Raw genomic sequence first — 24451 nt, 5'->3', positions numbered from 1 at the left:
GATGGGTCACCGCGTCGTGGTCAACCACGAGGAGCAGTACTCGATCTGGCCGGACGGCCGGGACCTCCCGGACGGCTGGCGCGAGGAGGGCGTCTCCGGCACCAAGGAGGAGTGTCTCGCCCACATCGACCGTGTCTGGACCGACCTGCGCCCCCTCAGCGCGAGAGGGGCGTGAGATGCACGGCGACTGGACCCGGATCCCGGCGAGCGGCGCCGGAGACCGTACGAGAGGGGCTGGCAATGGTTAGGGAACGGCTGGCGGCGATGGTGGCCTCGGCCTCCGACGGAGCCGTCACGGCCAGGGAGGCGCTCACCGCCACGGTCCCGCTGTCCGCGCTGGGAGTCACCTCCCTGGCGCAGATGCGGCTGATCGACGCGGTGGAGACCGAGTTCGGGGTGGAGATCGACCTGTCGGGCGACGGGCTCGACCTGCTGGAAGACCTCGACGCGCTGGAACGCCACATCAACGAGGCGCGACGCGCGCACTCCTGAACGCATTTCCGAACGGGGGAAGCACATGGACATCCGGTTCTCGGGGAGCCGGTCGGAGACGGCACCGCTGACCTGGGGGCAGCGGGCCATCTGGGACACGATCCGGAAGACGGCGCCGGACGACCACTACTTCAACTTCGGCCGCGTGCTCGCCGTGCCCGGACGGGCCAGGCCGCTCACCGTGGCGGGGGCCGCCGAGGTCCTGCGCGCGCTGGTGGAACGGCACGAGTCCCTGCGCACCAGGCTGGGCGAGGCGCCGCGCGGGAGGGCCGTCCGCGCGAGCGGCGCGGAACCGTACGGAGGCGGCGCCGGGGAGGGCGACGGCGCGGAACCGTACGGAGGCGGCGCCGGGGAGGGCGACGGCGCGGAGCCGTGGCAGGTGCTCGCGACTGGCGGCTCCATCCCGGTCACCGTGTCGGAGGGCGACCCCGAGCGGCTGCGGGACACGCTGGCGGAGACCGCGTTCGACTACGGGAACGAGTGGCCGCTCAGGATCGGGCTCGTCGTCGACCGCGACGAGGTCACCCACATCGTGCTCGTCTTCTGCCACCTGGCCGCCGACGGTCTCGGAGCCGAGGTCGCGGTCACGGAGCTGCGGCTGCTCCTGCTGCGCGGCTCCGTACCCGGACCGCCCCCGCCCTCCCCGCTGGAGCTGGCCCGCTGGCAGGGCTCCGAGCAGGGTCTGAAGGTCGCGGCGGTGGCCGCGGAACACTGGGAGAGCGAGTACCGGCGCATCCCCCCGACCATGTTCGACCGGCGGGCGGGCGTCCCCGCGGATCCGCCGATCTGGCGGGCGCACCTCGTCTCCCGGGCGATGGACCTGGCCGTGCGGCGGATCGCCGCGCTGAGCGGCACGAGCACCTCGACCGTCCTGCTGGCCGCCGCGGCCACGCTGGCCGGAAGGGTGACCGGGCACGACGTGAGCGCGATGCTGCCGATCGTGGGCAACCGCTTCCGCGGCGGCACCGTCAACGCGGTCACCACGCTCTCCCAGGAGGGCCTGTTCGTGCTGGACCTGCGCGGGGGCGGCTTCACCGAGCTGCTGCGCGCGGCCAAACCCGCCGCGCTGCGCGCCTACCGGTCCGCCTACCACGACCCGGACGACCGGGACCGGATCACCGAGCGGGCCGGCCGGGAGCGGGGCGTGAGAATCCACCCGTACTGCTGCTTCAACGACATGCGCTTCACCGACCGGGTGGACGCCTCCCCCGACGAGCCGAGCGTGCGGCGGACCCTGGACGAGACGACGCTCACCTGGCCGCTCAGCCAGGAGCGGCTCAACTGCCGGTTCTGCCTGCACGTGACCGGCGAGCCCGGCGGGCTGGGCGTCTCGCTCACCGCCGACACCGGCCACCTTCCCCGTCCCGCCATGGAACGCTACCTGCTCGACCTGGAGTCGCTGCTGGTCGAGGCCGCGTTCCGCGAGGTGCTGGAGCCGGTCGGTTGAGCGTCCCGCCCAAGCCCGGAACCGGCCGGTCGAGCACTCTCCCCAGGACCGGAGCCGCCCGGCCGAACGCCCTTCCCGCGGCCGGATCCCGAGGGACGCACGCCGGAGGGGTCCGATGACGGTCCACGCCTACGCGGAGTCGACGTCCTGCGTCCAGGGCGGCGCGCTCCGCTTCCACCTCGCCCGCGCCTCCCGCGCCCCGCTGCGCGGCTCGGTGCTGGTCGAGGACGTGGCCACCGACCTGGCCGTACTCGACGGGGAGTTCACCGGCCCGGTGTGGACGCTCGACGTCTCCGCCGGCTGGCCCAGCTCGCTCTACCGCGCGGTCTTCACCGCCGACGAGGAGAGCAGCGAGGTCTACTTCGTCGTACGGGCCGCCCGTCCCCGCTCACCGATCCTGCTGTCGATCCCGTTCCCGACCTGGCAGGCCTACAACCGGGCGGGCATCCCCGGCGAGTCCATCTACTGGAGCGAGCAGCCGACCCGCGCCTCGCGGGTGTCCTTCGACCGGCCCGGCGGCGGGCCGCCGCCCGAGCGCTGGGAGGAGGGCATGATCCGCTGGCTGGGGCCCGCCGGGTACGACGTCGACCACTGCTCGGCCCTGGACCTGCACGAGGGGCGTGAGCTGCTCTCCGGCTACCGGCTGCTGATGGTCAGCGGGCACGACGAGTACTGGTCGGCGGGGATGCGCGACAGCGTCGAGGAGTTCGTGCGCCGGGGCGGCAACCTGGCCGTCTTCTCCGGCAACACCTGCTGGTGGCAGTTCCGGCTCGAGGACGACGGGCGCACCATGGTCTGCTACCGCGACGCGATCGCCGACCCGATGGCCGCCGTGGATCCGGCCCTCACCACGGTCGAGTGGTCCAGCGCGCCGGTGAACCGCCCGGAGAACGGCCTGACCGGGGTCAGCTTCCGGCGCGGCGCCGGGACCTGGGGGCCGTACATGCAGCTCATGCACGAGGAGTCCTACACCGTCCGGTTCCCCGAGCACTGGGTGTTCGAGGGCACCAAGCTGGGTGAGGGCGACACGTTCGGCAAGGGCGCCATCGGCTACGAGACGGACGCCTGCGACTTCGTCGAGGAGGACGGCGTGCCGGTGGCCACCGGGCGCGACGGCACCCCGCCGTCCTTCGTCATCCTCGCCACCGCCGACCTGCGGCACTGGCACCGGTACGGCCAGGGCGGCATGGCCACCATGGGCGTCTTCGGCCTCGGCGCGGGGACGGTGTTCACCGCCTCCACCGTGAACTGGGGCAACACCCTGCACGACCCGGCGGTGGACCGGATCACCCGCAACGTGCTGGACCGGCTGTCGGTGCGCGCGGGCGGCTGGGAGACCATCGGCGGCGCGGACGAGGTCGGCGCGCTGACCGTGTTCGACTCCCTGCTGTACGGCGCCACCTCCGGCGGCTCGCTGCTCACCCGCGAGGTCTCGGACCAGAACCTGCGCTGGCGCCCCGCGGGGACCGCCCCCGCGCTGGTCGCCCTGGCCACCCCCAGGGAGGCCACCGCCGTCCACCCGATCGGCCTGTACGGTCTCACCGCCGACGACCGGCTCGTCTACCGCGACCCCGAGCACGGCTGGATCACCCTCGCCGACGGACCCCGCGGCGGGGTCGGCCTGGGCATGGTGAACGGCGAGCTGTTCGCCGCCGCCGCGGAGGGCCTGTGGCTGTTCGACCCGGAGACCTCCGGCTGGAGCCTGGTCGAGGCCGGTGCCGGTGCCGAGGCCGTGGCGCTGACCGCGATGAACGGCCGGCTGTACATGGCCGACGCGGACGGCCGGATCCGCACGCGGCTGCCGGTGGCGACCCCCGCCGGATGGACCGACCTGTGCGACGCGGGCGGCTGCACCGTGCTGACCGGGCACGCGGGCACCCTGATCGGCACCGCCCGCGACCGGCCCCTGCTCCGGCGCGCGAGCTTCCTGTCCGAAGCCGCCTCTCAGGTCGCGGTGGAGGTTCCGGTGAGCGCCGGATAGTCCTTGAGCCTGATGTCCGTGGCGAACCTGTCCGTCATCCAGAGCATCGCCCGCAGCAGGACCCGGCGCTTGAAGAGCCGGTTCCGCATCCTGATCCCTCGCCACGTCGCCGGGGCGAGAAAGGGGCCGGCGCCGCCCTGCCTGGCCACCCTGGCGTAGCCGCGGAAGGCCTCCTCGTACTCGCGGAACGCCGCCCGGTGGTCGCCACCGGCCGCCGTCAGCTCCCCGGCCAGCACGTACGCGCCCACGATCGCCAGGCCGGTGCCGAACCCGCCCAGGGTGTTGCCGTAGGCGGCGTCGCCGAGCAGCACCACCCGGCCCCTGGCGTAGTGGTCGACCTCGACCCGGCTGATCGAGTCGAGGTAGAGGTCGCGCGCCTCGGGCAGCCTGGCGACGAGCTCGGGAACCCGCCAGCCCATGCCCCGGTAGGCGTCGGCCAGGATGCGCCTGTGCCGCTCCACGTCGTAGCGGTCGTAGTCGAGCCGCTCGGAGGCGAAGACGAAGAACGCGGGGGACTTGGGGCCGCCGATCGCCACCATCCGGCCGGGTTCGTTGTACATCACGTTGCCGGAATCCGCGCCGAGGTCGGCCAGCGCGTAGTAGTGGCCGAGGAAGCGCACGTAGTCGGACTCGGGGCCGAAGGCCAGCCGCCGCACGTTGGAGTGGATGCCGTCGGCACCCACCACGAGGTCGAAGGTACGCGGCGCGCCGCGCTCGAAGGTGACGTGCACGCCGCCCGCCGTGTCGGTCAGCGAGGTGAGGGAGTCACCGAAGACGTACTCGCATTCCCCCGCGGTCCTCTCGTACAGCAGGGCGGAGAGATCGCCGCGGAGGATCTCGATGTCGCCGCCGGTGAACTCGCCGGGCATGACCGCCAGCCGCCTGCCGTCCGCGTCGACGATGGTCTGGTCGGTACCGCCGGTCTGGCGCCGCCGCACCTCGTCGAGGATTCCCATCCGCTCCAGCACGACACGGTGGGTCTCGCCCTTGAAGTCGACGGCCTGGCCGCCGGGACGGAGCGCGGGCGCCCTCTCGACGACGGTGACGGTGTGGCCGGAACGGCTCAGCCAGTACGCGAGCGCGGGTCCCGCGATGCTCGCACCGGAGATGAGGACGGTGGTGTTCTTCATGCTCACGAGCGTCGAGGGGGGCGCTGACAGTTCGCCGACCATCGGCTGACAGCCGGGTCTCCCCGGCGCCGGGCGCCGTCAGCCGTCGCCCGCGTCGAGCGCCGTCAGCCGTCACCCGCACCGTCCACGTCGAGCGCGTCGAGCGCCGTGAACACCTCGTCGCGGCGCATCGCGGCCCCTCGGGCGTACGCCGACGCGAACGCCTCCGCGCCGATGAGATCGCGGGCGCCCGCGGCGACCCGGGCGACGTCGCGGTCACCGGCCACGGCCGTCCCGCGCAGCGCCACCGCCATACCGAGCAGCAGCGCCGCCCGGCTCCCCGCCCCTTCGAGCAGGGCGGCCCCCGCCCGGCCCTCGACGGCGTCGGCGAGGTCCATCCCCAGCGGCGACCTGCGCGCGCGGGCCTGCGCCCGGCGATGGTGGAGCAGGGCCCCGGCGAGATCGCCCTCGGCCTCGGCCAGCCGTCCGAGCGCGGTGAACGCGCGCGTCCGCACCGACTCCATGCCGAAGGCCCCGGCCTCCGCCTCCCGGAGCGCCAGGCCGATCCGGCGACGGGCCCCGGGGAGATCGCCTTCGAGCCGCGCGATCTCCCCCAGCCCCAGATGCGTCGCGGCGGGCACGCCCGGCGCGCCCGCCTTCCTGGCGAGTTCCCCGGCGCGCCGGCGGTCGGCCGCCGCGGCGGCGAGGTCGCCCTCGCGCGCCAGCGCCTCGGCCCGGTGCCCCAGCACGTCCGCGGTCTCCTCCAGGGCACCGAGCTCCTCCAGCAGCTCCAGAGCCTCCCGCCACATGTCCCGGGCGCACGCCCACTCCCCGCGCCGGCCCGCGACGAGGGCCAGCCAGTCGAGTCCCTGAGCCGTCCCCCAGCGCTCCCCCAGGGACCTGAAGCGGGCCAGCGCCTCCTCCAGCTCCCGCTCGCCCCCGGCCGGATCGCCGCCGAACACCTTCAGCAGGGCGCGACCCAGCCCGACCAGGGCCAGGCTCCACGGATCGGACCCGAACAACCGGTCGGTCTCGGGCCCGGCGGGCGGCGCCGGCTCAGGCGGCCCGGCGGACATGCCCCACAACGCTTCGGCGAAGGGGTACCGCAGCGGCCGGTCCCGCGACCTCATGATCGTCTCGGCCCGTTCCCAGTGGTCGGGCAGCGCCCGGGGTACGGCGTGCGCCACGCACATGACGTACTCCTCCTCCAGCCCGGCGATGGGACGACCGGTCGCCTCGAGCAGCTCGGCCGCCGCCTCCCCCGCCTGATCGCGCCGGCCTCCCAGCCACCAGTACGCCGCCAGCGCGGCGACCAGCCGCAGCCCCGTCTCCCTGTCGTCGCGCACGGCCCAGCGCAGCGCGGCCGTCAGGTTGCCGTGCTCGGCGGAGAGCCTGGCCAGCCACCGGAGCTGCTCGGCCCGGCGCAGGTGGGGGTCGGCGCGCCGCGCCAGGTCGAGGAAGTGGCGGGCGTGGACACGGCGCAGGCGGTCCTCCTCCCCCGCCTCGGCCAGCCGTTCCGCGCAGAACAGCCTGATCGTGTCGAGCATCCGGTAGCGGTCGCCGTCCGCCACGACCAGCGACCTGTCGACCAGGTCGGCCAGCAGCCCGGCCGCGTCCTCCACCCCGCAGACCACCTCGGCCGCCTCCAGGGACGCGCTTCCCGCGAACACGGAGAACCGCCTGGCCAGCACCTGCTCGGCGGGCGAGAGCAGGTCCCAGCTCCACTCCACCACCGCGCGCAGGGTCCGGTGACGGGCCGCCGCCGTGGGGTCGCCGCGCGACAGCAGCCGGAACCGGCCGTGCTCCGCCAGGCGCGTGGCGATCTCCTCGACGGTGAAGGAGCGCAGCCGCGCGGCCGCCAGCTCGACGGCCAGCGGCAGCCCGTCCAGCGCCGCGCAGATCCGGATGACCGTCTCCACGTTGGCCTGCCGCACCTCGAATCCCGGCCGTACGGCCGCCGCCCGGTCGGCGAACAGCTTCACGGCCGGAGAGGCCAGGGCGGCGGGCGGCGAGGAGTCCGGCGGCGGGGTCTCCAGCGGTGCCAGCGGCACCAGCGTCTCGCCGGTGATGCCGAGCGGCTCGCGCCCGGTGGCCAGGACGGCCAGCCCGGGGCACTCTCCCAGCAGCCTGCGGGCCAGCGTGGCGACGGCGGCGTTCACGTGCTCGCAGTTGTCGAGGACCAGCAGCAGTTCGCGCTCGGCCAGTGCCGCCACCAGGTGCTCCACGGGGTCGGCCGGGCGCGGCGTGTGGAACCCGGGCTCACGCAGCCCGAGCGCGCCCAGCACCGCCCGCGCCGCCTGGTCACCGCCGCCCGGCCCGTCGAGCGGGGAGAGGTCGACGAAGCACACCTCGCGCCGTCCGCGTCCGGCCGCCTCGATCGCCAGCCGGGTCTTGCCGGTGCCGCCGGGTCCGGTGATCGTGATCAGCCGTGAGTCGCGCAGCGCGCCGATCCGCTCCAGCTCCCGCTCGCGTCCCACGAAGCTGGTGAGCTGGGCCGCGAGCCTCCGCCGTGGCGGCGGCGCGGGTCGCCCGGCGCGCAGGACGTCCAGATGGATCGCGGCGAGCTCGGGTGAGGGATCGGTGCCGAGTTCCTCGGTGAGCAGCCGCCTGGCCTCCTCGAACACCGCCAGCGCCTCGGCCTGCCGCCCCGCCGCCCGCAGGGCGAGCATCAGCCGGCCCCGCAGCCGCTCCCGCAGCGGATGCTCGGCCACCAGCCGCCGCAGTTCGGCCACCGAGACCACCGAGCCGCCCTCGGGGAGGGCCGACTCCGCCTCCGCGAGATCCTCCGTCGCGGTCAGCCGGAGTTCCTCCAGCCGGGCCGCCCACGTCCGCCCGAAGGGCAGGTCGGCCAGCGCGGGCCCGCGCCACAGGCCGAGCGCCTCCCGCAGCGGACCGGCGGCGACCGCGGGACGCCCCTCCGCCAGCAGCCGCCGGCCATCGCGGGCCAGCCGTTCGAACCGGTGGGCGTCGACGTCGTCGGGGTCGGCCACGAGCCGGTAGCCGGTCCCGTGAAACTCGATCACCTCGCCGGGCAGGCTCCGGCGCAGCCGGGAGACCTGGGCCTGTACCGCGTTGGCGGCACCGGCGGGGGGATCGTCACCGTACTGGCCGTCGATCAGGCGCTGGACGCCGACCACCCTGCCCGCGTCCAGCAGCAGCATCACGAGCAGGGCACGCGGCCTGGGCCCGCCCACGGAGATCTCCTCACCGGTGGGGGACCGCACCTCCAGGGGACCGAGGACGCCGAACCGCATGGCCCCGATTGTCTCCCACGCCTCCGATGCGGAAGGCCACCGAGGACCGGTCCGGGTTCGACACCGCGATGGCCGCCGCCGACGCCGGGATTCGCGCCCGGCGTACCGGTAGGAGCCGGTCGGCCGTGGAGACCTCAGGCACTCGGTGCGTCCTGCCGACCACGGCCAGAACACTCCCGAAGGGCTTACCGAGTAGACCGCCGAGCCCGTCCCCGGCACCGCGCCGGCGAACCCGGGCGTGGCCCGTCCATGACACCCTCGGCCGCCCGCTGGGCCGTCGGCGGTGGTCAGCCGGCCAGCGGTGCCCGCAGCTGCTCACGATGTGCTCGGTTCGTGGCCATCAGCCCGTCGAGCGCGTCGCGGGTGCGGATGAGATCGGCGATGTGCGCGGAGAGCCGGTCGCGCTCCTGCGCCATCCGTTCCAGGGCGGCGTCGGAGTTCTCCGTGCTGGGCGATTCGGTGCACGGGAGCAGTTCGGCGATGGTGCGGCTCGACAGGCCCGCGGTGTACAGGCGCTGGATGAACGCGACCCGTTCGACCTCGTCGTCCGTGTAGTGCCGCTGTCCGCTGGCGCTGCGGGTGCTGGTGAGCAGTCCCTGCTCCTCGTAGTAGCGCAGCGACCGGACACTGACCCCGGTCCGTGACGCGAGTTCACCGATGCGCACGTCGCCCTCCCACTGTGATCTGCGGCACAGGACTTGCCCCTGACATGGATGTGAGCTTCTAGCGTACTCGCCGTACCCGCAATCCGGGATCGACGACCATGGAGGAAGACGTGACGACCCTTTTCGACAGCTATCGGCTCGGCGACCTGACGCTACCCAACCGGATGGTGATGGCCCCGATGACGCGAGTCCGGGCCGCCGCCGGCGGGCTGGCGACACCGTCGATGGCGACGTACTACGCCCAGCGCGCGACGGCCGGGCTGATCATCTCCGAGGGCGTGCAGCCGAGCCTGATCGGGCAGTCCAACCCGGGCACGCCGGGACTGCACACCGATGAGCAGGTCTCCGCGTGGCGCCCGGTGACCGCCGCCGTGCACTCCAGCGGCGGGCGGATCTTCGCCCAGCTCATGCACGGCGGACGGGTCTCCCATCCCGCCACCACCGGCATGCGGCCGGTCGGGCCCTCGGCGGTCCCGGCCGTCGGCGACGTGTTCACACCATCCGGGCCCCGGCCCGCGCCGACACCGCGCGCCCTGGACACCGCCGAGGTGCCCGAGCACGCCGAGTCCTACGGCCGGGCCGCCCGCCGGGCCGTCGAGGCCGGCTTCGACGGCGTGGAGTTGCACGGCGCGAACGGCTACCTGATCTCGCAGTTCCTCTCGTCGAACGCCAACCTGCGCACGGATCGCTACGGAGGCTCGGTGACCAACCGGATCCGATTCGTCGTCGAAGCGGTGTCCGCGACCGCCGAAGCCGTCGGCGGGGCCAGGACCGGGATCCGCCTCTCCCCGGGCGGGACGTTCTGGGGGGTGCGGGAGACCGATGTTCCGAAGCTGTACACCGCGCTGCTGACCGAGCTGTCCCACCTCGACCTGGCCTACGTCCATCTCGAGGCCACCACCGACGAGGACGTGCTGATCGGGCTGCGCCGCGCGTGGCCGGGCACCCTCATCCTGAACCCGGTGCTGCCGATGGGCCCCAAACAGACCGGACGGGCCGAGGCCGACCACTGGCTCGGGCTGGGCGCCGACCTCATCAGCTTCGGCCGCGGGTTCCTCGCCAACCCCGACCTGGTCGAGCGGCTGCGTACCGGCCTGCCGATCGCTCCCGTCGACGAGGCGACGTACTACCAGGGCGGTGACGCGGGCTACCTGACCTACTCGACGTACCAGCACACCGCCTGACGCCGCTCCGGCCGCCGGCCGGATCACACGGATTGCGCCACCGATCGATCATGACGGTAAACGGATGGCTTCTCCCGTGTGGCCGGGCCCATCCTGTCCACCATGGAAGAACCGAAGCACGGGATCCGGGCGGTCCACAGCGCGTCCACGATCACCGTCTACCAGGCCTACACTCCGGAGATCGGTCTCCCCGCCGCTCGTTGCGGCCGCTTCCCGGCCACCTGGAAGCGAGACAGGATGACGTGGGTCAAACCATCGTTCCTATGGATGATGTACCGCTGCGGCTGGGGCACCAAGGAGAAACAGGAAACCGTCCTGGCCATCGAGATCACCCGCGAGGGGTTCGAATGGGCCCTGCGCCACGCGTGCCTGTCGCACTACGAGTCCGGGCTTCACCTCGACCGGACCGCCTGGAGGCGGCGGCTGAAGCACGCGCCGGTCCGGGTGCAGTGGGACCCCGAACGCGATCTCCACCTGCGGCCGCTGCCCTACCGCTCGTTGCAACTCGGCCTCTCGGGTGAGAGCGCGCGCCGGTACTCGGACGAGTGGACGGTCGCCATTACCGACGTCACTCCACTCGTCCGCGAGATCCACGCTCTCCTGCGCGAGGGCGAACCGGGTACCGCGGCCCGGCTCCTGCCCGAGGAACGTCCCTACCCCGCCGGGGACGAGCTTCTGGCTCACCTGCGTCCGTAAGCGCGGCGGCGCAGGCCCCCTGAATCCCACACCGCCGCACCGAACTCGACCGGTTCGGCCAGGCCGGTTCACCGTCGGTTCTCCGTGTCCCACGCCTCCATGGAGTCGGATAGACCGTCACCGACTTCTTCCCGATCCGGCCGATCGAGTAAGGACCTGCCGTGACGAGATCGAGATGATCACCCGTGATGATCGGCGCATGAAACGCATGAGCGTCGCCCTGGTGGTGGCCGGCCTGCTGAGCGTCGCGATTCCCGGCGGCGCCGTGCACGCGGCTCCCGAAGCGAAGTCCCTCGACTCCGTCGTCAAAGCGATCAAGAAGCAGTTCGCGAAGCAGAGCGGCGTGCGCTTCTCCGTCAAGCGACGTGGCGGACCCCCACCCACCTCGGATATGAAGGCGTCCGGCGCGTACCGCTTCAAAGCTTCGGGCGTGTACGCCGCCGACACCACGACGATCTCCCAGGAACCAGAGGGGACAGGCCGGTCCCGGGGAATCAGCATCGGCCGGGACTTCTACTCACAGGCCTACGTGCGTTCCAAGGACGGCAAGTACGTCTGGAAGTCACCGTCGACAGTGGGGAAATGGGAGTCCGGGCGGAATTTCGCCGGGGTCATTTGGGGAGAGGACCTGATCAACGGGATCAACCCGGGCTTCCTCAAGCTGGTCGCCTCCCACGGTGCGACCAGCTCCGACGGCGGAACCTTCGAGGGGGTGAGGACGACCCTCCACAGCGGCACGGTGACGGTTCCCGGCCTGGACGAGAGACAGGCCGGAATGTACTTCAGGACCGAGGAGGAAGAGGGAGCGTCGTGGAACGAGCCGATCACCTGGAAACTCTGGGTGGGCCCGGACGACCTGCCGAGACGTTTCCACGCCATCATGAGGTTCACCTCGAAGTACGCCGGCGATGAGGTCGAGACCATGACGATGAACTTCATCTATCGAGGGTGGGGAACCCCCGTCAGGATCACGGCCCCGCCCAAGCACCTCGTCGTCAGCTTCTGGTGATCGACGATCCGACGCGCTACGGCCCTTCGATGCCCGCGTGGTCGAAGAGTTTCTGACGCGTGCACACCGGCAGGCACGCGTGTCCTTGTAGCGTGGTGCCGAGATCAGACACCCACGCTGGGAGTACGCCGCATGCGCTGGCAGGTTCACTCCGAAGAACCGCTCTACACCGACCGGTGGCTCGATGTCCGGGTGGCGGATGTGGAGCTTCCCGACGGCAGGCATCTGGACCACCGGCTGATCCGTACCGCGCCCGGGGCCGGGGCCGTCGTCACCGACGATCGGCACCGGGTGTTGCTGATCTGGCGGCATCGCTTCATCACCGACTCGTGGGGCTGGGAGATCCCCATCGGCAAGATCGAAGACGGCGAGGAGCCGATCGCCGCCGCCGCCCGGGAGGTCGAGGAGGAGACCGGATGGCGACCCGGAGCGCTGCGCCCGCTGCTGTGCATCCAGCCGACCAACGGGATCTCGGACTCGGTCCACCACATCTTCCGCGCCGACAGCTCCACCCACATCGGCCCGCCGACCGAGACATGGGAGGCCGAGCGCGTCGAGTGGGTGCCCCTCGCCGACATCCACGAGCTGGTCGGCAAGGGTGACATCGTGAGCGGCACCAGCATGGCCGCGCTGCTCTACGTCCTCACCGAGTCGTAGAAGGCGAAGCGTTCTGCGCACGGTTAACCCCGACCCAAGATCCTGAGCAGGTACGACGTCCCACCGCTCACGTTCGGCGAGTAGAACCGACCTGCTCCGCGTTCATTGATCAGTACAACCCCACGATCGCGAAGTACCGCTTCTCAACCGCCGTACGGAAAGGTCAGAAGGCGCGGGGGCCGTAGAGGGCGGCGGGGGCGCCGGTGGTCAGGGCCCAGTAGCGGTCGCCGTAGGACCAGTGCCACCACTCGGTGGGGTAGTTGACCAGGCCGGCCGCCTCCAGGGCGACGCCGAGGAGCTTGCGGTGGTGGCGGGCCTCGGGCGACAGTCCGGGGGCGTCGGTGTAGCAGGCGCCGCCGCTCTCCTCGGGGGTGGCGTTGAGCCGGGTGCCCATGTCGAGTTCGGTCCCGTCCTCGGTGGACAGGGTCAGGTCGACCGCCGCTCCCGCGGTGTGCGGGGCGATCTCGACGGGCGACACGTAGCGGCTCGCCGCGGCTCGCAGCTCCGCGGGCGACATATCCGGATACAGCGCACGGAGTTCCGCCGAGTATCCGTCGAAGATCTCCTTCTGCGTCGCCGGTGGCCGGTACCCCTCCACGACCAGCAGCCGGTATCCCCCGGGAAGCTGCGCCTGCGCCTCCTCCAGCCTGGTCAGCAGCCCGAGCCTGAGGTGGGCGAAGGCCCCCTGGGGGTCGGCGAGCCGCCCGTCCGTCCGCAGCCGCCCCCGGACGTCGACCAGCCGCTCCCCTGACTCCTCGACGGGGATCGCGGCGACTCGGGCATCGGAGATCAGAACGATGTCAGGCATGGTGGCAATTCTTCCCCAAGCGCCACAGTGCGCGGACCCCGGTGCGATCCGTCGCGCGGGACGTCAGATCGTGTCCGAGAACACCTGCTCCCGGGCCTGCTGCAGCGCCGACACCAGGGCGCCGCGCAGCACGGGGTTGCCCTGGACCCGCGAGACCACGACCCGGGGCTGGCTCGGGCAGACCCGGGCGACGGCGTCCTGCACCCTGGCGGCGAGCGCGTCGCCGCCGGCCCTGCCGACGTCGCCGCTGAGCACGATGAGTCCGGGGTCCAGGACCACCGCGACGGCGGCGACGCCGACGGCCAGCCGCCCGGCCAGCTCGTCCAGGAACGCCTCGGCGCCCTCCGCGACGGCCGTGCGGACGTGTTCTCCCACGGAACCGGCCCCGGAGGCCCCCGAGTTCCCGGAGACGGAGGAGCCGATGCCGTGGGCGTTCGCGAGCCCGGTCACGGCGTCGCCGCCTACCAGGCGCTGGAACGAGCCCGACTGGGGCTCGCTCACGTCGGTGGGGAGCGGCTCGCCGGGCACGGGGAGCCAGCCGATCTCGCCCGCGCCGCCGGTGAAGCCGCGGTGCAGCCGCCCGCCCAGCATGACGCCGAGCCCCTGCCCGACCCCCGCCCAGACGAGCACGAAGTCGTCGACGCCCAGCGCGGCCCCGTACGCGCGCTCGGCCAGCGCGGCCAGGTTCACGTCGTTCTCTATCGTCACCGGGACACCCAGGTCACGGCGGAGTTCGGCGAGCACGCCGTTGTGCCAGGAGGGCAGGTCGAAGGAGAAGCGCACGTCACCGGTGCGGGGGTCGACGACGCCCCTGGTGCCGATCACGAAGGCGCGCAGCCGGTCGACGCCGATGCCCGCCGACGCGCACACCTGGCTCACCGCGCTCCGCACCAGCCGTGCCGGGTCCTCGTGCCCGCTGGGGTCGGCGGAGACCTCGGCGACGAGGGTGCCGGTGATGTCGGCGACCCCGGCGCTGATCCTGTCGGGCAGCACGTCGAGCCCGACCACGTACGCGCAGGAGGGCACCACCCCGTAGAGGGCGGCGTTGGGACCGCGGCCGCCCGCCTGCTCGCCGACCACGGCGACGAGGTCGCGCTCCTGGAGCCTGGAGAGCAGCTGACCCGCGGTCACCTTGGACAGCCCGGTATGTTCTCCCAGCTCAGCCCGGGTGAGAGGGCCGCTGGACAGCAGGAGTTCCAGCGCCGCGCGATCGTTGAGCCGGCGCAACAACCGGGGGGTCCCCGGGCGTGTGGGCAAGGTCGTCCTCCCCGTCACGATCCGCTAACGATCGTTTCTTTTAAGAAAGTTTCTTGTTAGTTTAACCCTAGTCAGCCCGCAGGCAAGCGATCGGAACCGCGGGTTGCGGTAGTTCCGACCGCTCCCAGTGAGTGCAGAGGGTCGCGGGGGACCCCGGCCATAGCAGAGCGCAAACCCCGGCGAAAGCCTGAAAGGGAGAACTCCAGTGAAGTTCGCGAGAATCGCCACCACGACGGCAACCACCGCCGCCCTCGCCCTGGGTCTCGCCGCGTGTGGAAGCAGCGAGCCCGCACCGGCCGCCGACAACCAGGCGTCGGCGCCCGCCGCGTCCGGCCCCAAGTTCGCAGGTCAGACGCTGACCGTCTGGCGCCTCGGCGCTCCCGACGAGAAGCAGAACAAGCTGATGGCCGACCTGAACGCCAAGTTCAAGGAGACCACCGGCGCCGACGTCAAGCTCCAGTGGGTGCCCTGGCCCGACGCGCAGGCCAAGTGGACCGCCGCGCTCGCCGGCGGCGAGGGCCCCGACGTCACCGAGTTCGGCAACGACCAGGTGGCCGCGTGGGTCGCGCAGGACGCGCTGACCGACATCACCGACGTCGTCAAGGCCACGCCCGACTTCCAGCAGATCCCGCAGAACCTGTGGGGCTACGAGACGGTGGACGGCAAGATCTACGCCGCCCCGTGGGGCGGCGGCACCCGCGCCGTCCTCTACCGCAAGGACTGGTTCGAGGACCTGAAGATCGAGGTGCCCAAGACCTGGGAGGACCTCGTCGCGGCGGGCAAGAAGATCGTCGCCGAGAAGGGCAAGGACGTCGACGGCTTCGCCTTCAACGGCGGCTCCGACGCCAACATGTCGCTGTCGCCGTTCGTCTGGTCGGCCGGTGGCGACTTCGCCGCGTTCGAGGGCGGCAAGTGGGTCGGCAAGCTGACGGAGCCCGGCTTCAAGGAGGGCTTCCAGTACTACACCGACCTGGTGACCAAGCACGGCGTCTCGCGCAAGTCCGCCCTGACCCAGAACTCGGTGGACATCGCGACCCGCTTCGCCAACGGCAAGGTCGGCATGTACGTGACCGGCGGCTGGGACATCACCACCATCAAGGAGCAGAGCGGCGGCAAGGTCGACGACGCGAAGATGGCCTTCTTCTCGCTCCCGGCCAAGGACGGCAGCGGCCCGGCCCCGGCCTTCCAGGGCGGCAACGACATCGCCATCTGGAAGGACACCAAGAACGTCGAGCTGTCCGCCGAGTACGTCAAGCTGGCCGCCGGCAAGGAGTTCGGCACCCGCTACGCCAAGGAGGGCGGCCTGCTCCCGCTCTACCCGGAGGCTCTGACCGAGTACGCGGCCGACCCGGTGCAGGCGCCGTTCGCCGAGACCTTCAAGGTCGCCAAGGGCTTCCCGAACGACACCAACTGGGCCGAGGCGAACGACACCAAGGCGGTCCTGCAGAGCGCGGCCCGCTCGGTCATCGAGGGCAAGAAGGACGTCGACACCGCGCTGGCCGACGCCAACAAGGAACTCGAAGAGATCCTGAACCAGTAACCATGGCCAACACCTCAACCATCGCCCGGGACGGGGGCACCCCCTCCGTCCCGGCGCGGGGGCACCGAGGCGCCACGCCCCCGCGCAGGTCCGGCGGACTGCCCGCCTGGGTGGTCCCCTACGCGCTGCTCGTCCCCGGCCTGCTCGTCATCGCCGGCCTGCTGCTCTACCCGCTGTACCAGATGGTCGTCATGTCCTTCCACAACGTGGGACTGCGACAGGTCCGGGGAGCGCCGGCCGAGTCCGTCGGCTTCGAGAACTACCAGAAGCTGGTCGAGTCCGAACTGTTCTGGACGTCGCTGCGCAACACCGTCGTCTTCGCCGTCGTCACGGTGGCGGGCACCCTGATCCTCGGCACGCTGGTCGGCCTGCTCCTGCACAAGCTGGGCAAGAAGATGTCGACCTTCCTGATCGTCGGCATCATGGCCGCCTGGGCCACCCCGCAGATCGCCACCGCGATCATCTGGCGCTGGCTGTTCGACGCGGAGTCGGGCGTCATCAACTGGCTGCTGAACGCGCTGCCCGACTGGTTCTCCTCGCTGCTGTTCGGCCGTTCCGACTGGACCGGCGAACCGTGGCTGAACGACGCGTTCACCATCTACGTCGTGCTGATCCTCGCGGTGGTCTGGGCGTCGTTCCCGTTCATCGCCGTCTCGATCCTGGCCGGGCTGAAGAGCATCTCCCAGGAGCTGTACGAGGCCGCCAGGGTGGACGGCGCCTCCGCGTGGCGGATCTTCTGGAAGATCACCTTCCCGCTGCTGAAGCCGGTCTTCGCGGTGCTGACGGTGCTCTCGGTGATCTGGGACTTCAAGGTCTTCACCCAGCTGTTCGTGCTGGCGGGCGGCACGTCCAACCGGGAGGCGTTCAACCTGTCGCTGTTCGCCTTCACCCAGGCCTTCAGCGCGCCGCCCAAGATGGGCATGGGCGCGGCCATCGCGGTGGTGCTGACGCTGATCCTGCTCGTCATCACCTTCTTCTACGTCCGCCAGATCGTGAAGACGGAGGACGTGCGATGACCACCTACGACACACGGGCACCCCGCAGGGCGCCCGCCCGCGCGCCCAGGGGAAACCCGGGCAGGCGCAAGCGGCTCGGCAAGATCGGCCTGAACACCCTGGCCGTCGTGGTGTTCCTGTTCGCGGTGTTCCCCGTCTACTGGATGGTGACCACGGCCTTCAAGAGCAGCGAGCAGATCTTCACGACGGACTTCATCCCCTTCCCCACCGACCCCACGCTCGAACACGTGACGCGAGTCTTCACCGAGGGCGTCGCCGGCCACTCCATCTGGCGCTACCTGCTCAACAGCTCCATCGTGGCCCTCGGCACCGTGCTCATCGGCGCGGTGTTCTCCCTGCTGGCGGCGACCGCGGTGGCCCGCTTCCGGTTCCGCTTCCGCACCTCGTTCCTGATCCTGCTGCTCATCGTGCAGATGGTCCCCGGCGAGGCGCTGCTCATCCCGCTGTTCATCATGGTCAGGCGGGCCGGGTTGTACGACCAGCTTCTCGGCCTCATCGTGGTGAACGTCGCGATGACGCTGCCGTTCGCCATCTGGATGCTGCGTACCTTCGTCGCGGCGGTGCCCAAGGAACTGGAGGAGGCCGCCTGGATCGACGGCGCCAGCCGGTTCGCCACCTTCTGGAAGGTGCTGTTCCCTCTGGTGGCCCCCGGGCTGGTGGCGACCAGCATCTTCTCGTTCATCACCGCGTGGAACGAGTTCGTGTTCGCGCTGACGCTCATCAGCGACCAGGGCAGCTACACCATGCCCGTGGCGCTGCGCTACTTCGTCAGCCAGCGGTCGGTCGACTGGGGCGCCATCATGGCCGCCTCCACCTTGATGACCATCCCGGTCATCGTCTTCTTCCTTCTGGTGCAGCGGCGGATGGTCTCCGGCCTCGTCGCGGGTGCCGTCAAGGGCTGATCCCACTGGTGCCGGTACGGCACGCACCCACAAGGCGCGGGCCGTACCGGCACTGTTCTGTTTTCTTTGCTTACATCCATGTCCGACACCCCCCTACATCTCAGGTAAGGAACACCTACCGCCATGTCTGAGTTCATCGCGGATCGCGGCGATCAGGGGCTGCGTCGTCTCGCGGCCGGCACGCTGCTCGCCGCGTTCCAGGGCACCGAGGCACCCGAGTGGGTCCTGCGGGAGCTGGAGAACGGTCTCGGCGGCGTCACCCTCTTCGGTTTCAACGTCGCCGACGCCGCACAGCTGTCCGCTCTCACCTCCCGCCTGCGCGAGGCCGCCGATCCGGTCATATCGCTGGACGAGGAGGGGGGTGACGTCACCCGGCTCGCCTACCACGTCGGCAGCCCGTACCCCGGCAACGCCGCCCTCGGCGCCGTGGACGACGTCGAGCTCACCCGGCGGGTCTACCGGTCCATCGGCGACGACCTGGCCCGCTGCGGCGTCAACCTGGACATGGCCCCGTCCGCGGACGTCAACACCGCCGCGGACAACCCGGTGATCGGCACCCGCTCGTTCGGGGCGGAGAGCGCGCTCGTCGCCCGGCACACCGTCGCCGCGGTCCACGGCCTGCAGTCGGCGGGGGTGGCCGCCTGCGTCAAGCACTTCCCCGGCCACGGCGCGACCCGGCAGGACTCCCACCTGGAGGTCCCGCTCGTCGACGCCTCCGTGGAACTGCTGCGCGAGCGCGAGCTGGTGCCCTTCCGCGCCGCGATCGACGCCGGGACCAGATCCATCATGACCGCGCACGTACGCGTGCCCGCCGTCACCGGCGCGCTTCCCGCGACGCTCTCCCCCGCCGCCCTGACCGGCCTGCTCCGCGGCGAGATGGGCTACGAAGGTGTGATCGTCACCGACGCCCTCGACATGAAGGCCGTCACCGCCGCGTACGGTCTCGCCGGGGGCTCGGTGCTCTCCCTCGCCGCCGGAGCCGATCTGCTCTGCCTCGGCCCGATCCCCACCGAGGACGACGTCCGCCGCATCGTGGACGAGATCGTCGCGGCCGTCCACGACGGACGGCTTCCCGCGGCCCGCCTGGAGGCGGCGGCCGAGCGGGTCGCCGCCCTGCGCGGCTGGTTCGGCACGCCCCGCACCGGTGAGGCCGAGCGGGACGTGATCGGCCTCACCGCCGCCCGCCGCGCGGTCAGCCTCACCGGCTCGGCGTCTCCCCTGGTCGACCCGCTGGTGGTCGAGGTGGACACCCCGCCGACCATCGCGGTCGGCGACGTGCCGTGGGGTTTCACGCCGCTGCTGCCGCAGGCGGAGGTGCTGCGGGTCAAGCCGGAGGCGGCCGACGTGCCGGACATCCTGGAACGCGCCTCGGGCCGCTCCCTGATCGTCGTCGTCAAGGACGCCCACCGCTACGAGGCCAGCCAGTCGGTGGTCTCCGCGCTGCTGGCCGCCCGTCCCGACGCCACGGTGGTCGAGATGGGCCTGCCGATCTGGCGCCCGGAGGGCGTCACCTACCTGGCCACCTACGGCGCCGCCCGCGCCAACGCCCAGGCCGCCGCCGAGCTCCTCGGCGTCTGACGGAACCGGCCACATCCCACCGGCTCGTCCCGTCGACCGGAAACACCGGGCCGACGAGACGTACCGGCGACGGCACGGCCCGCCCCCGCGAGAACCGCGGGGGCGGGCCGTGCCTTTCCTCGTCTTTCCTCGCGCGTCGCGTACCCCCCTTCAAGACGCGTACTCCCCGTCAAGGCGCCGAGGACGATCAGGACGCCGTCAGGGACGGCGCGCAGGACGCGCTCGTCGGCCCCGGTACGTACCGGGGCCGCCCGCGGCGGCGGCCCGTCGGCCAGGCCGAACGGCCGGTTGCTCCGCTCGCGGGCGACACCTCATGTCGTCGAGGCGGAGTACCTCCCGCCAGATCTCCGCACCTACACGGTGACCGGATCCTCCCCGGCGGGAGGTTCCGTCACGTCGTCGGCGGCCGGGACGAACAGGTCGGTCACGGAAGGCTCCTCATGGAGCGTGGGGTGGGGTGGCTCCGCCAGATCCGCGACCTTCGCGCGGGGTTCCACGGAGATGGCGCGCAGCAGCGCGCGCAGGTGACCCGCGATCCCGGACACGTCGTCGTGGCCGATCGCGGCGGGGTTGAAGCGGAGGCCCAGGGTGAGACTCGGGCCGGCGTCCACGGCCTGGATGTGCAGCGCGCCGCGGGCGGCCCCGTTGAAGACCGTCCACTCCACACCCACCCCGACACCGGGGAACTCCGGGACGGCCGCCCTCCTGCGGTAGCTGAGCAGGACCGGCGAGGAGGGCGGGTCCGGCGGCGCGTGCCGGAACCGGTACATGGCGCGCAGCTCGGCCCGGACCGTGCGCAGGTGGTCGGGAAACCCCTCGCCGAGGTCGGGGTGCGGGACGAACGGCACCCGCGCCACGAACGGCCCGATGCGGTCGCGCGTCTCGCGGGTGCGGGTGCCGAGGTCGAGGGCGAGCGGCGACGCGGAGGTGCCGTACCGTCGCAGCAGCACGCCCACGGCCGCCAGCAGCAGCTCGAACCTGGTGGCGCCGAGCGCCGCGGCGGCCTCGGTGAGGGCTCCGGACTCCGTGCCGCCGAGCACCATCTCGACGATCTCCCCGGGACCGATGCCGTGCGGGACGGCGCGCAGGCCGGGCAGGACCAGCTCCCAGGGGGCGCGGTCACGCTCCTTCCAGAACTCCTCGGCGCCGTCGGGCGGTGCCGGGGAGGCCCAGCCGTCCACCCCGGAACCGCCGGGCCGGTCCGCCCGCCCGGACGGCGGGCCCGGTGACGGCCCGTACGGCCGCGGGACCGGGCAGGACGGCGACGCCGGCCCCGGCAGGGCGGCCCGCGCGAAGTAGGCGTCGGCCAGATCGCGGATCAGGACGTCCTTGGAGTCCCCGTCGAACACCCGCCCGTGCGCCGTGAAGAGCAGCCTGACGCGCTCGGGACCCACCGTGACGAGCGTGAACCGGGCGAGCGGGCCGCGCTCCAGGTCGAACGGGCGGGCGGCCTCGGCCGCGGCGATCCCGGGATAGCGCTCCGGGGTCGACTCCGTGCGGGTGACCCTGACGCGGCCGAGCACCGGATGCCTGCCGGCCACGGCGGCGCACGCGCCCACCAGCGCCGGAACGTCGACGGGACCGTTCAGGTGAAGCGCCAGCGGGATTCCCCGCAGGTCGAAGGGGGCGTGCGACATCCTGTCCGTCTCCCTCGTGGGTGACTCGCTTCGGGCAGGCGCCGGGGCTGCGTCGCCCCTGACATGCGGTCCCGACAAGGAATTATTAGGAAACTTTCCTGTCTATTTACGCAACCGAATGCTACACATGCGGTACGCCCGAGACAAGCGGCTTGCCACGAACCGACCTGGAGGATTTGATGATCGTTCACGGTGGCCGGACGAGCGGCGCGAGCCCCGAACCGGCCGGGCTTGCCGACACCGTGTCGCAACCCGGGTTCGTGGGCGTGGAAGTGCCCGACCGGCTACGCAGGCGGCTCGCCGAAGGACCCGGCGGGGTTGCGCTCTACTCCCGGAATCTTGTGGACAGCGAGCAGATCAGGGCGCTGACCGCCGCGCCGCACGCGGAGAACCCGGACCTGGTGATCGCCACCGACGAGGAGGCGGGCGACGTCACCCGGCTGGAGGCGCGCACCGGCAGCCCGGTCCCGGCAACCTCGCGCTCGGCGCGGTGGACGACCCCGTGCCGGCCGAGCGGGCCGCCCGCGAGATCGGGCTGGACCTGCCGCGCGTCTCACGATGAGACGTGACGCGCGGCGAGGCCACGACCGTCTCCCGGCTCATCGCCGCCACCCGGCCCTGGCCAGGACGAGACCGCGGCTGCCCCGCTTGCGCAGGTAGGCGAGCCCGTCGCAGACGGACTCCAGGGTCGGCGGAGCGAGCTCGACGCGCTCGGCGACCCGCCAGGTGGACTGCTCGCGCAGCCAGGGCCAGATCCGCTCGTTGAGCTGACCGCTCTCCAGCGCGACGAGGAGCAGATCGGTCGGCAGCCGGTCGAGGAGCGCCAGATCCTGGTCGTGGTAGAGCATCTCGACGAGCAGGTACGCCGCCGCCTGGCGCTCACCGTGGTCGGCGAGATCCTCCAGGCTGTCCGGGAGCACCTCCACGCCCGGCTCCGCCCGCTCGGCCAGGCGGGCGCGGAACCCCGCGTTGGGCTCGGTCGCCTGGACCCGGTAACCCTTCCCCGACAGCCGCCGGGTGAGCTCGCCCTGGCACGCCCCGACCTCCACGATCGGCCCGTCCTGGGGGGAGCACCAGCGGGCGGTCCACGCGGCGGTCGCGTCCAGCCGGGCGGCCTCGTACGCCGAGCGCCCGAACTCCCACGGGTCGTCGGCCACCGCGGCGTCGTCCCCGAGGCTGGAGATCAGCGCATACAGGCGGTTGGCCTGCGCGGCGCTCGCGGTGAAGAACCTCTCGACGGCCGGCACCCGGTCGGTGGTGACGAGCCGGTCGGCCACCCGGCTACGCAGCAGCTCACCGGCGCGCCGGTTGATGAAACCGATCTTCGCCTCCGCCTCGGCGCCGGTGATCGCGGTCGCCGTGCCGGCGATCGTCTGCAGGAAGGGATTGTCACCGACCGAGCAGGTCACGGCCGGTAAGGACAGCGAGGAGGGCGAAGACGCCGAGGACGCCGAGGACGCCGAGGACCCCGGGAACGGCGACACGGCGCGGGAGACGATCCAGCCGAACCGTGCCCGGCGGATGCGGTGGTCGGCGGGCGAGTGGGTCCAGATCTCATCGGGCGCCGGCGCCGGCGCCTCGCCGAGCAGGGCGGCGACGTCGGCGGGGACGGGCAGCTCCGCGGTGTTGCCCCCGGGCTCCACCAGGGGCCCGAGCAGCTCCAGGCGCTCCCGCAGGGACAGCCCTCCCGGCAGGGTCACGCTCGCCCTCGCCTGCCCGACGACCACCAGGACGTCCTGGTCGGCGTGGTCCCGCAGGACGGAGACGAACTCCAGGGCGACGTCCTCGGCATGCAGCACGGCGATGACAGCCGTCATTTGTTCCCATCCCCGATCACGGAAAGATGTCTTTTTCATGACATTTCCGCGCCAGCATAGGGGGTCTTACCCGTCGCGCGACGGCCGTTCGCCGAGAAGGGCTCCCACCCGCCGGACATCCCGGATCCGGGGCTCAGGAGGCGAAGATCTCCTCCCTGGCCTGGTCCAGGGCGGCGATGACGGCCCCGCGCAGCACCGGATTGCCGCCCACCTCGCTCGCCACCACCTGCGGCCGGACCGGGCAGCTCCTGGCCACCGCCTCCTCGATCCTGGAGGTGAGCTCGTCACCCCCGGCCCTGCTGACCTCCCCCGCGAGCACCACGAGCCCCGGATCGAGCACGACGCACACCGACGCCACCCCCAGCGCCAGCCGCCCCGCGATGTCGTCGATCAAAGGTTCTCCCCGCTTGCCCGCCGCGACCGCCGCCGCGACGCACTCGGCGGCGCTTTCCCCCTCGAAGCCGTACGTCGCGGCGAGCTCGGCGACCGCCTCGGCGCTGACCAGGGACTGCAGGCCCCCGGCGAGCGACGGCAGCCTGCCGGGCACGGCCCGTACGTCCTCGGCCAGCGGCACCCCCGGCACCGGCAGGTAGCCGATCTCGCCCGCGCTGCCGGACCGGCCCCGGTGCAGCCGCCCTCCGAGCACGACGCCGAGGCCGATACCGCGGCCCACCCAGAGCAGCACGAAGTCGTCGACCTCGCGGGCGGCACCCAACGTGCGCTCGGCGATGGCGACGAGGTTCACGTCGTTCTCTATCCTGACGTCGCGTCGCAGGTCACGCGCGAGCGCCTCGTGGATGCCCTCGTGCCAGCCGGGCAGGTCGAAGGAGAACCGCACGTCGCCGGTGCGGGGGTCGACCACGCCCGGGGTGCCGATGACGACCGAGCGCAGCTTGGAGAGCGCGACCTTGGCCGACCGGCACGCCTTGACCACCGCGTTGTGCACGAGGGCCACCGGATCGTCGTGCCCGCTCGGCGCCACCCGCACCTCGGCCACGATCTCTCCGTGGATATCGGCGATGGCGGTCGTCACGAATTCCGGGCCGACGTCCAGACCCGCCACATAGGCCGAGGAGGAAATAATTCCATAAAGCGCGGCATTGGGCCCGCGGCCCCCCGCCTGCTCCCCCGCCACCTCGACCAGTCCGCGCCCCTCCAGCCGGGCGAGCGTCTGCGACGCCGTCACCTTGGACAGGCCGGTGAGCTCGCCGATCTGCCCCCGCGTCAGTGGCCCGGAGGCGAGCAGCAGCTCCAGGGCGGCCCTGTCGTTGATCTCCCTCAATAGCCTGGGCACGCCAGGACGTCGCTCCATACGCATGCTCTCTTGTTCGCCGCTTCCCCGTCGCGATTACTTTCGATCAAGAATAACGGTTCTATTCTTAATAAGGCTTCCTGATAGTTT

General features: G+C 72.0%; 21 protein-coding genes. 13 read left to right on the top strand and 8 right to left on the bottom strand.

What is annotated here, in order from left to right:
- The first annotated feature begins 1 nt into the window (after position 1).
- The 4 genes from ACTOQ3_RS09970 to ACTOQ3_RS09955 all read left to right on the top strand — a co-directional run bounded on the left by ACTOQ3_RS09970 (position 2) and on the right by ACTOQ3_RS09955 (position 3920).
- Complete coding sequence (locus ACTOQ3_RS09970; RefSeq protein WP_350972660.1) at positions 2–175, top strand: MbtH family protein; 174 nt, start codon at positions 2–4, stop codon at positions 173–175.
- Positions 176–240: 65 nt separating this feature from the next.
- On the top strand, positions 241–492 hold the full coding sequence (locus ACTOQ3_RS09965; RefSeq protein ID WP_440083058.1) for an acyl carrier protein: 252 nt from the start codon (positions 241–243) through the stop codon (positions 490–492).
- Positions 493–517: 25 nt separating this feature from the next.
- On the top strand, positions 518–1939 hold the full coding sequence (locus tag ACTOQ3_RS09960; RefSeq protein WP_440083057.1) for a hypothetical protein: 1422 nt from the start codon (positions 518–520) through the stop codon (positions 1937–1939).
- Positions 1940–2054: 115 nt separating this feature from the next.
- Positions 2055–3920: a N,N-dimethylformamidase beta subunit family domain-containing protein gene (locus ACTOQ3_RS09955; RefSeq protein ID WP_440083056.1), complete on the top strand. Its 1866-nt coding sequence runs from the start codon at positions 2055–2057 to the stop codon at positions 3918–3920.
- Here ACTOQ3_RS09955 and ACTOQ3_RS09950 read toward each other — a convergent pair.
- From ACTOQ3_RS09950 to ACTOQ3_RS09940, 3 genes are all read right to left on the bottom strand, one after another.
- The gene (locus ACTOQ3_RS09950; RefSeq protein ID WP_440083055.1) at positions 3884–5050 is read right to left on the bottom strand and encodes an FAD-dependent monooxygenase; all 1167 of its coding nucleotides are present in this window, start codon (positions 5048–5050) and stop codon (positions 3884–3886) included. The genes ACTOQ3_RS09955 and ACTOQ3_RS09950 overlap by 37 nt on opposite strands.
- Before the next feature lie 104 nt (positions 5051–5154).
- Positions 5155–8283, bottom strand: a complete 3129-nt coding sequence (locus tag ACTOQ3_RS09945; RefSeq protein WP_440083054.1) for a BTAD domain-containing putative transcriptional regulator — start codon at positions 8281–8283, stop codon at positions 5155–5157.
- Between the two features lie 287 nt (positions 8284–8570).
- A complete protein-coding gene (locus ACTOQ3_RS09940) occupies positions 8571–8948 on the bottom strand; it encodes a MerR family transcriptional regulator (protein ID WP_440083053.1) in 378 nt (125 codons plus the stop codon).
- 110 nt (positions 8949–9058) lie between these two features.
- Between ACTOQ3_RS09940 and ACTOQ3_RS09935 the strand changes: the two genes are divergently transcribed.
- The 4 genes from ACTOQ3_RS09935 (at position 9059) to ACTOQ3_RS09920 (ending at position 12494) form a co-directional block, all read left to right on the top strand.
- Entirely contained in the window at positions 9059–10132 is a 1074-nt protein-coding gene (locus tag ACTOQ3_RS09935; RefSeq protein ID WP_440083052.1) for an alkene reductase, read from the top strand.
- Between the two features lie 102 nt (positions 10133–10234).
- The gene (locus ACTOQ3_RS09930; protein ID WP_440083051.1) at positions 10235–10828 is read left to right on the top strand and encodes a DUF4291 domain-containing protein; all 594 of its coding nucleotides are present in this window, start codon (positions 10235–10237) and stop codon (positions 10826–10828) included.
- A gap of 199 nt (positions 10829–11027) precedes the next feature.
- Entirely contained in the window at positions 11028–11837 is an 810-nt protein-coding gene (locus tag ACTOQ3_RS09925; protein WP_440083050.1) for a hypothetical protein, read from the top strand.
- 132 nt (positions 11838–11969) lie between these two features.
- A complete protein-coding gene (locus tag ACTOQ3_RS09920; protein ID WP_440083049.1) occupies positions 11970–12494 on the top strand; it encodes an NUDIX domain-containing protein in 525 nt (174 codons plus the stop codon).
- A 163-nt stretch (positions 12495–12657) separates the two neighbouring features.
- On the opposite strand, the gene ACTOQ3_RS09915 is transcribed toward ACTOQ3_RS09920, so the two are convergent.
- Entirely contained in the window at positions 12658–13302 is a 645-nt protein-coding gene (locus tag ACTOQ3_RS09915; protein ID WP_440083048.1) for a M15 family metallopeptidase, read from the bottom strand.
- A gap of 63 nt (positions 13303–13365) precedes the next feature.
- Positions 13366–14559, bottom strand: a complete 1194-nt coding sequence (locus tag ACTOQ3_RS09910) for an ROK family protein (protein ID WP_440083047.1) — start codon at positions 14557–14559, stop codon at positions 13366–13368.
- A gap of 205 nt (positions 14560–14764) precedes the next feature.
- Here ACTOQ3_RS09910 and ACTOQ3_RS09905 point away from each other — a divergent pair, with 205 nt between their 5' ends.
- The 4 genes from ACTOQ3_RS09905 (at position 14765) to ACTOQ3_RS09890 (ending at position 19595) form a co-directional block, all read left to right on the top strand.
- Positions 14765–16099: an extracellular solute-binding protein gene (locus ACTOQ3_RS09905; RefSeq protein WP_440083046.1), complete on the top strand. Its 1335-nt coding sequence runs from the start codon at positions 14765–14767 to the stop codon at positions 16097–16099.
- Between the two features lie 2 nt (positions 16100–16101).
- On the top strand, positions 16102–17115 hold the full coding sequence (locus tag ACTOQ3_RS09900; RefSeq protein WP_440083045.1) for a carbohydrate ABC transporter permease: 1014 nt from the start codon (positions 16102–16104) through the stop codon (positions 17113–17115).
- Positions 17112–18017, top strand: coding sequence for a carbohydrate ABC transporter permease (locus tag ACTOQ3_RS09895; protein WP_440083044.1), 906 nt, complete (start codon positions 17112–17114; stop codon positions 18015–18017). The genes ACTOQ3_RS09900 and ACTOQ3_RS09895 overlap by 4 nt, the downstream gene beginning before the upstream one ends.
- 123 nt (positions 18018–18140) lie before the next feature.
- Entirely contained in the window at positions 18141–19595 is a 1455-nt protein-coding gene (locus tag ACTOQ3_RS09890; RefSeq protein WP_440083043.1) for a glycoside hydrolase family 3 protein, read from the top strand.
- 353 nt (positions 19596–19948) lie between these two features.
- Here ACTOQ3_RS09890 and ACTOQ3_RS09885 read toward each other — a convergent pair whose 3' ends face one another.
- Complete coding sequence (locus tag ACTOQ3_RS09885; protein ID WP_440083042.1) at positions 19949–21232, bottom strand: condensation domain-containing protein; 1284 nt, start codon at positions 21230–21232, stop codon at positions 19949–19951.
- A 179-nt stretch (positions 21233–21411) separates the two neighbouring features.
- Between ACTOQ3_RS09885 and ACTOQ3_RS09880 the strand changes: the two genes are divergently transcribed.
- The gene (locus ACTOQ3_RS09880; RefSeq protein WP_440083041.1) at positions 21412–21801 is read left to right on the top strand and encodes a hypothetical protein; all 390 of its coding nucleotides are present in this window, start codon (positions 21412–21414) and stop codon (positions 21799–21801) included.
- 30 nt (positions 21802–21831) lie between these two features.
- Here the strand turns inward: ACTOQ3_RS09880 and ACTOQ3_RS09875 are convergent, their stop codons facing one another.
- Both ACTOQ3_RS09875 and ACTOQ3_RS09870 read right to left on the bottom strand, forming a co-directional pair.
- On the bottom strand, positions 21832–23049 hold the full coding sequence (locus ACTOQ3_RS09875; RefSeq protein WP_440083040.1) for a hypothetical protein: 1218 nt from the start codon (positions 23047–23049) through the stop codon (positions 21832–21834).
- A gap of 133 nt (positions 23050–23182) precedes the next feature.
- Entirely contained in the window at positions 23183–24361 is a 1179-nt protein-coding gene (locus tag ACTOQ3_RS09870; RefSeq protein WP_440083039.1) for an ROK family protein, read from the bottom strand.
- Positions 24362–24451 lie beyond the last annotated feature (90 nt).

The sequence above is a fragment of the Streptosporangium sp. LJ11 genome, assembly GCF_051918945.1.
GTDB lineage: Bacteria > Actinomycetota > Actinomycetes > Streptosporangiales > Streptosporangiaceae > Streptosporangium.
This window is presented reverse-complemented; position numbering and strand designations above follow the sequence as displayed.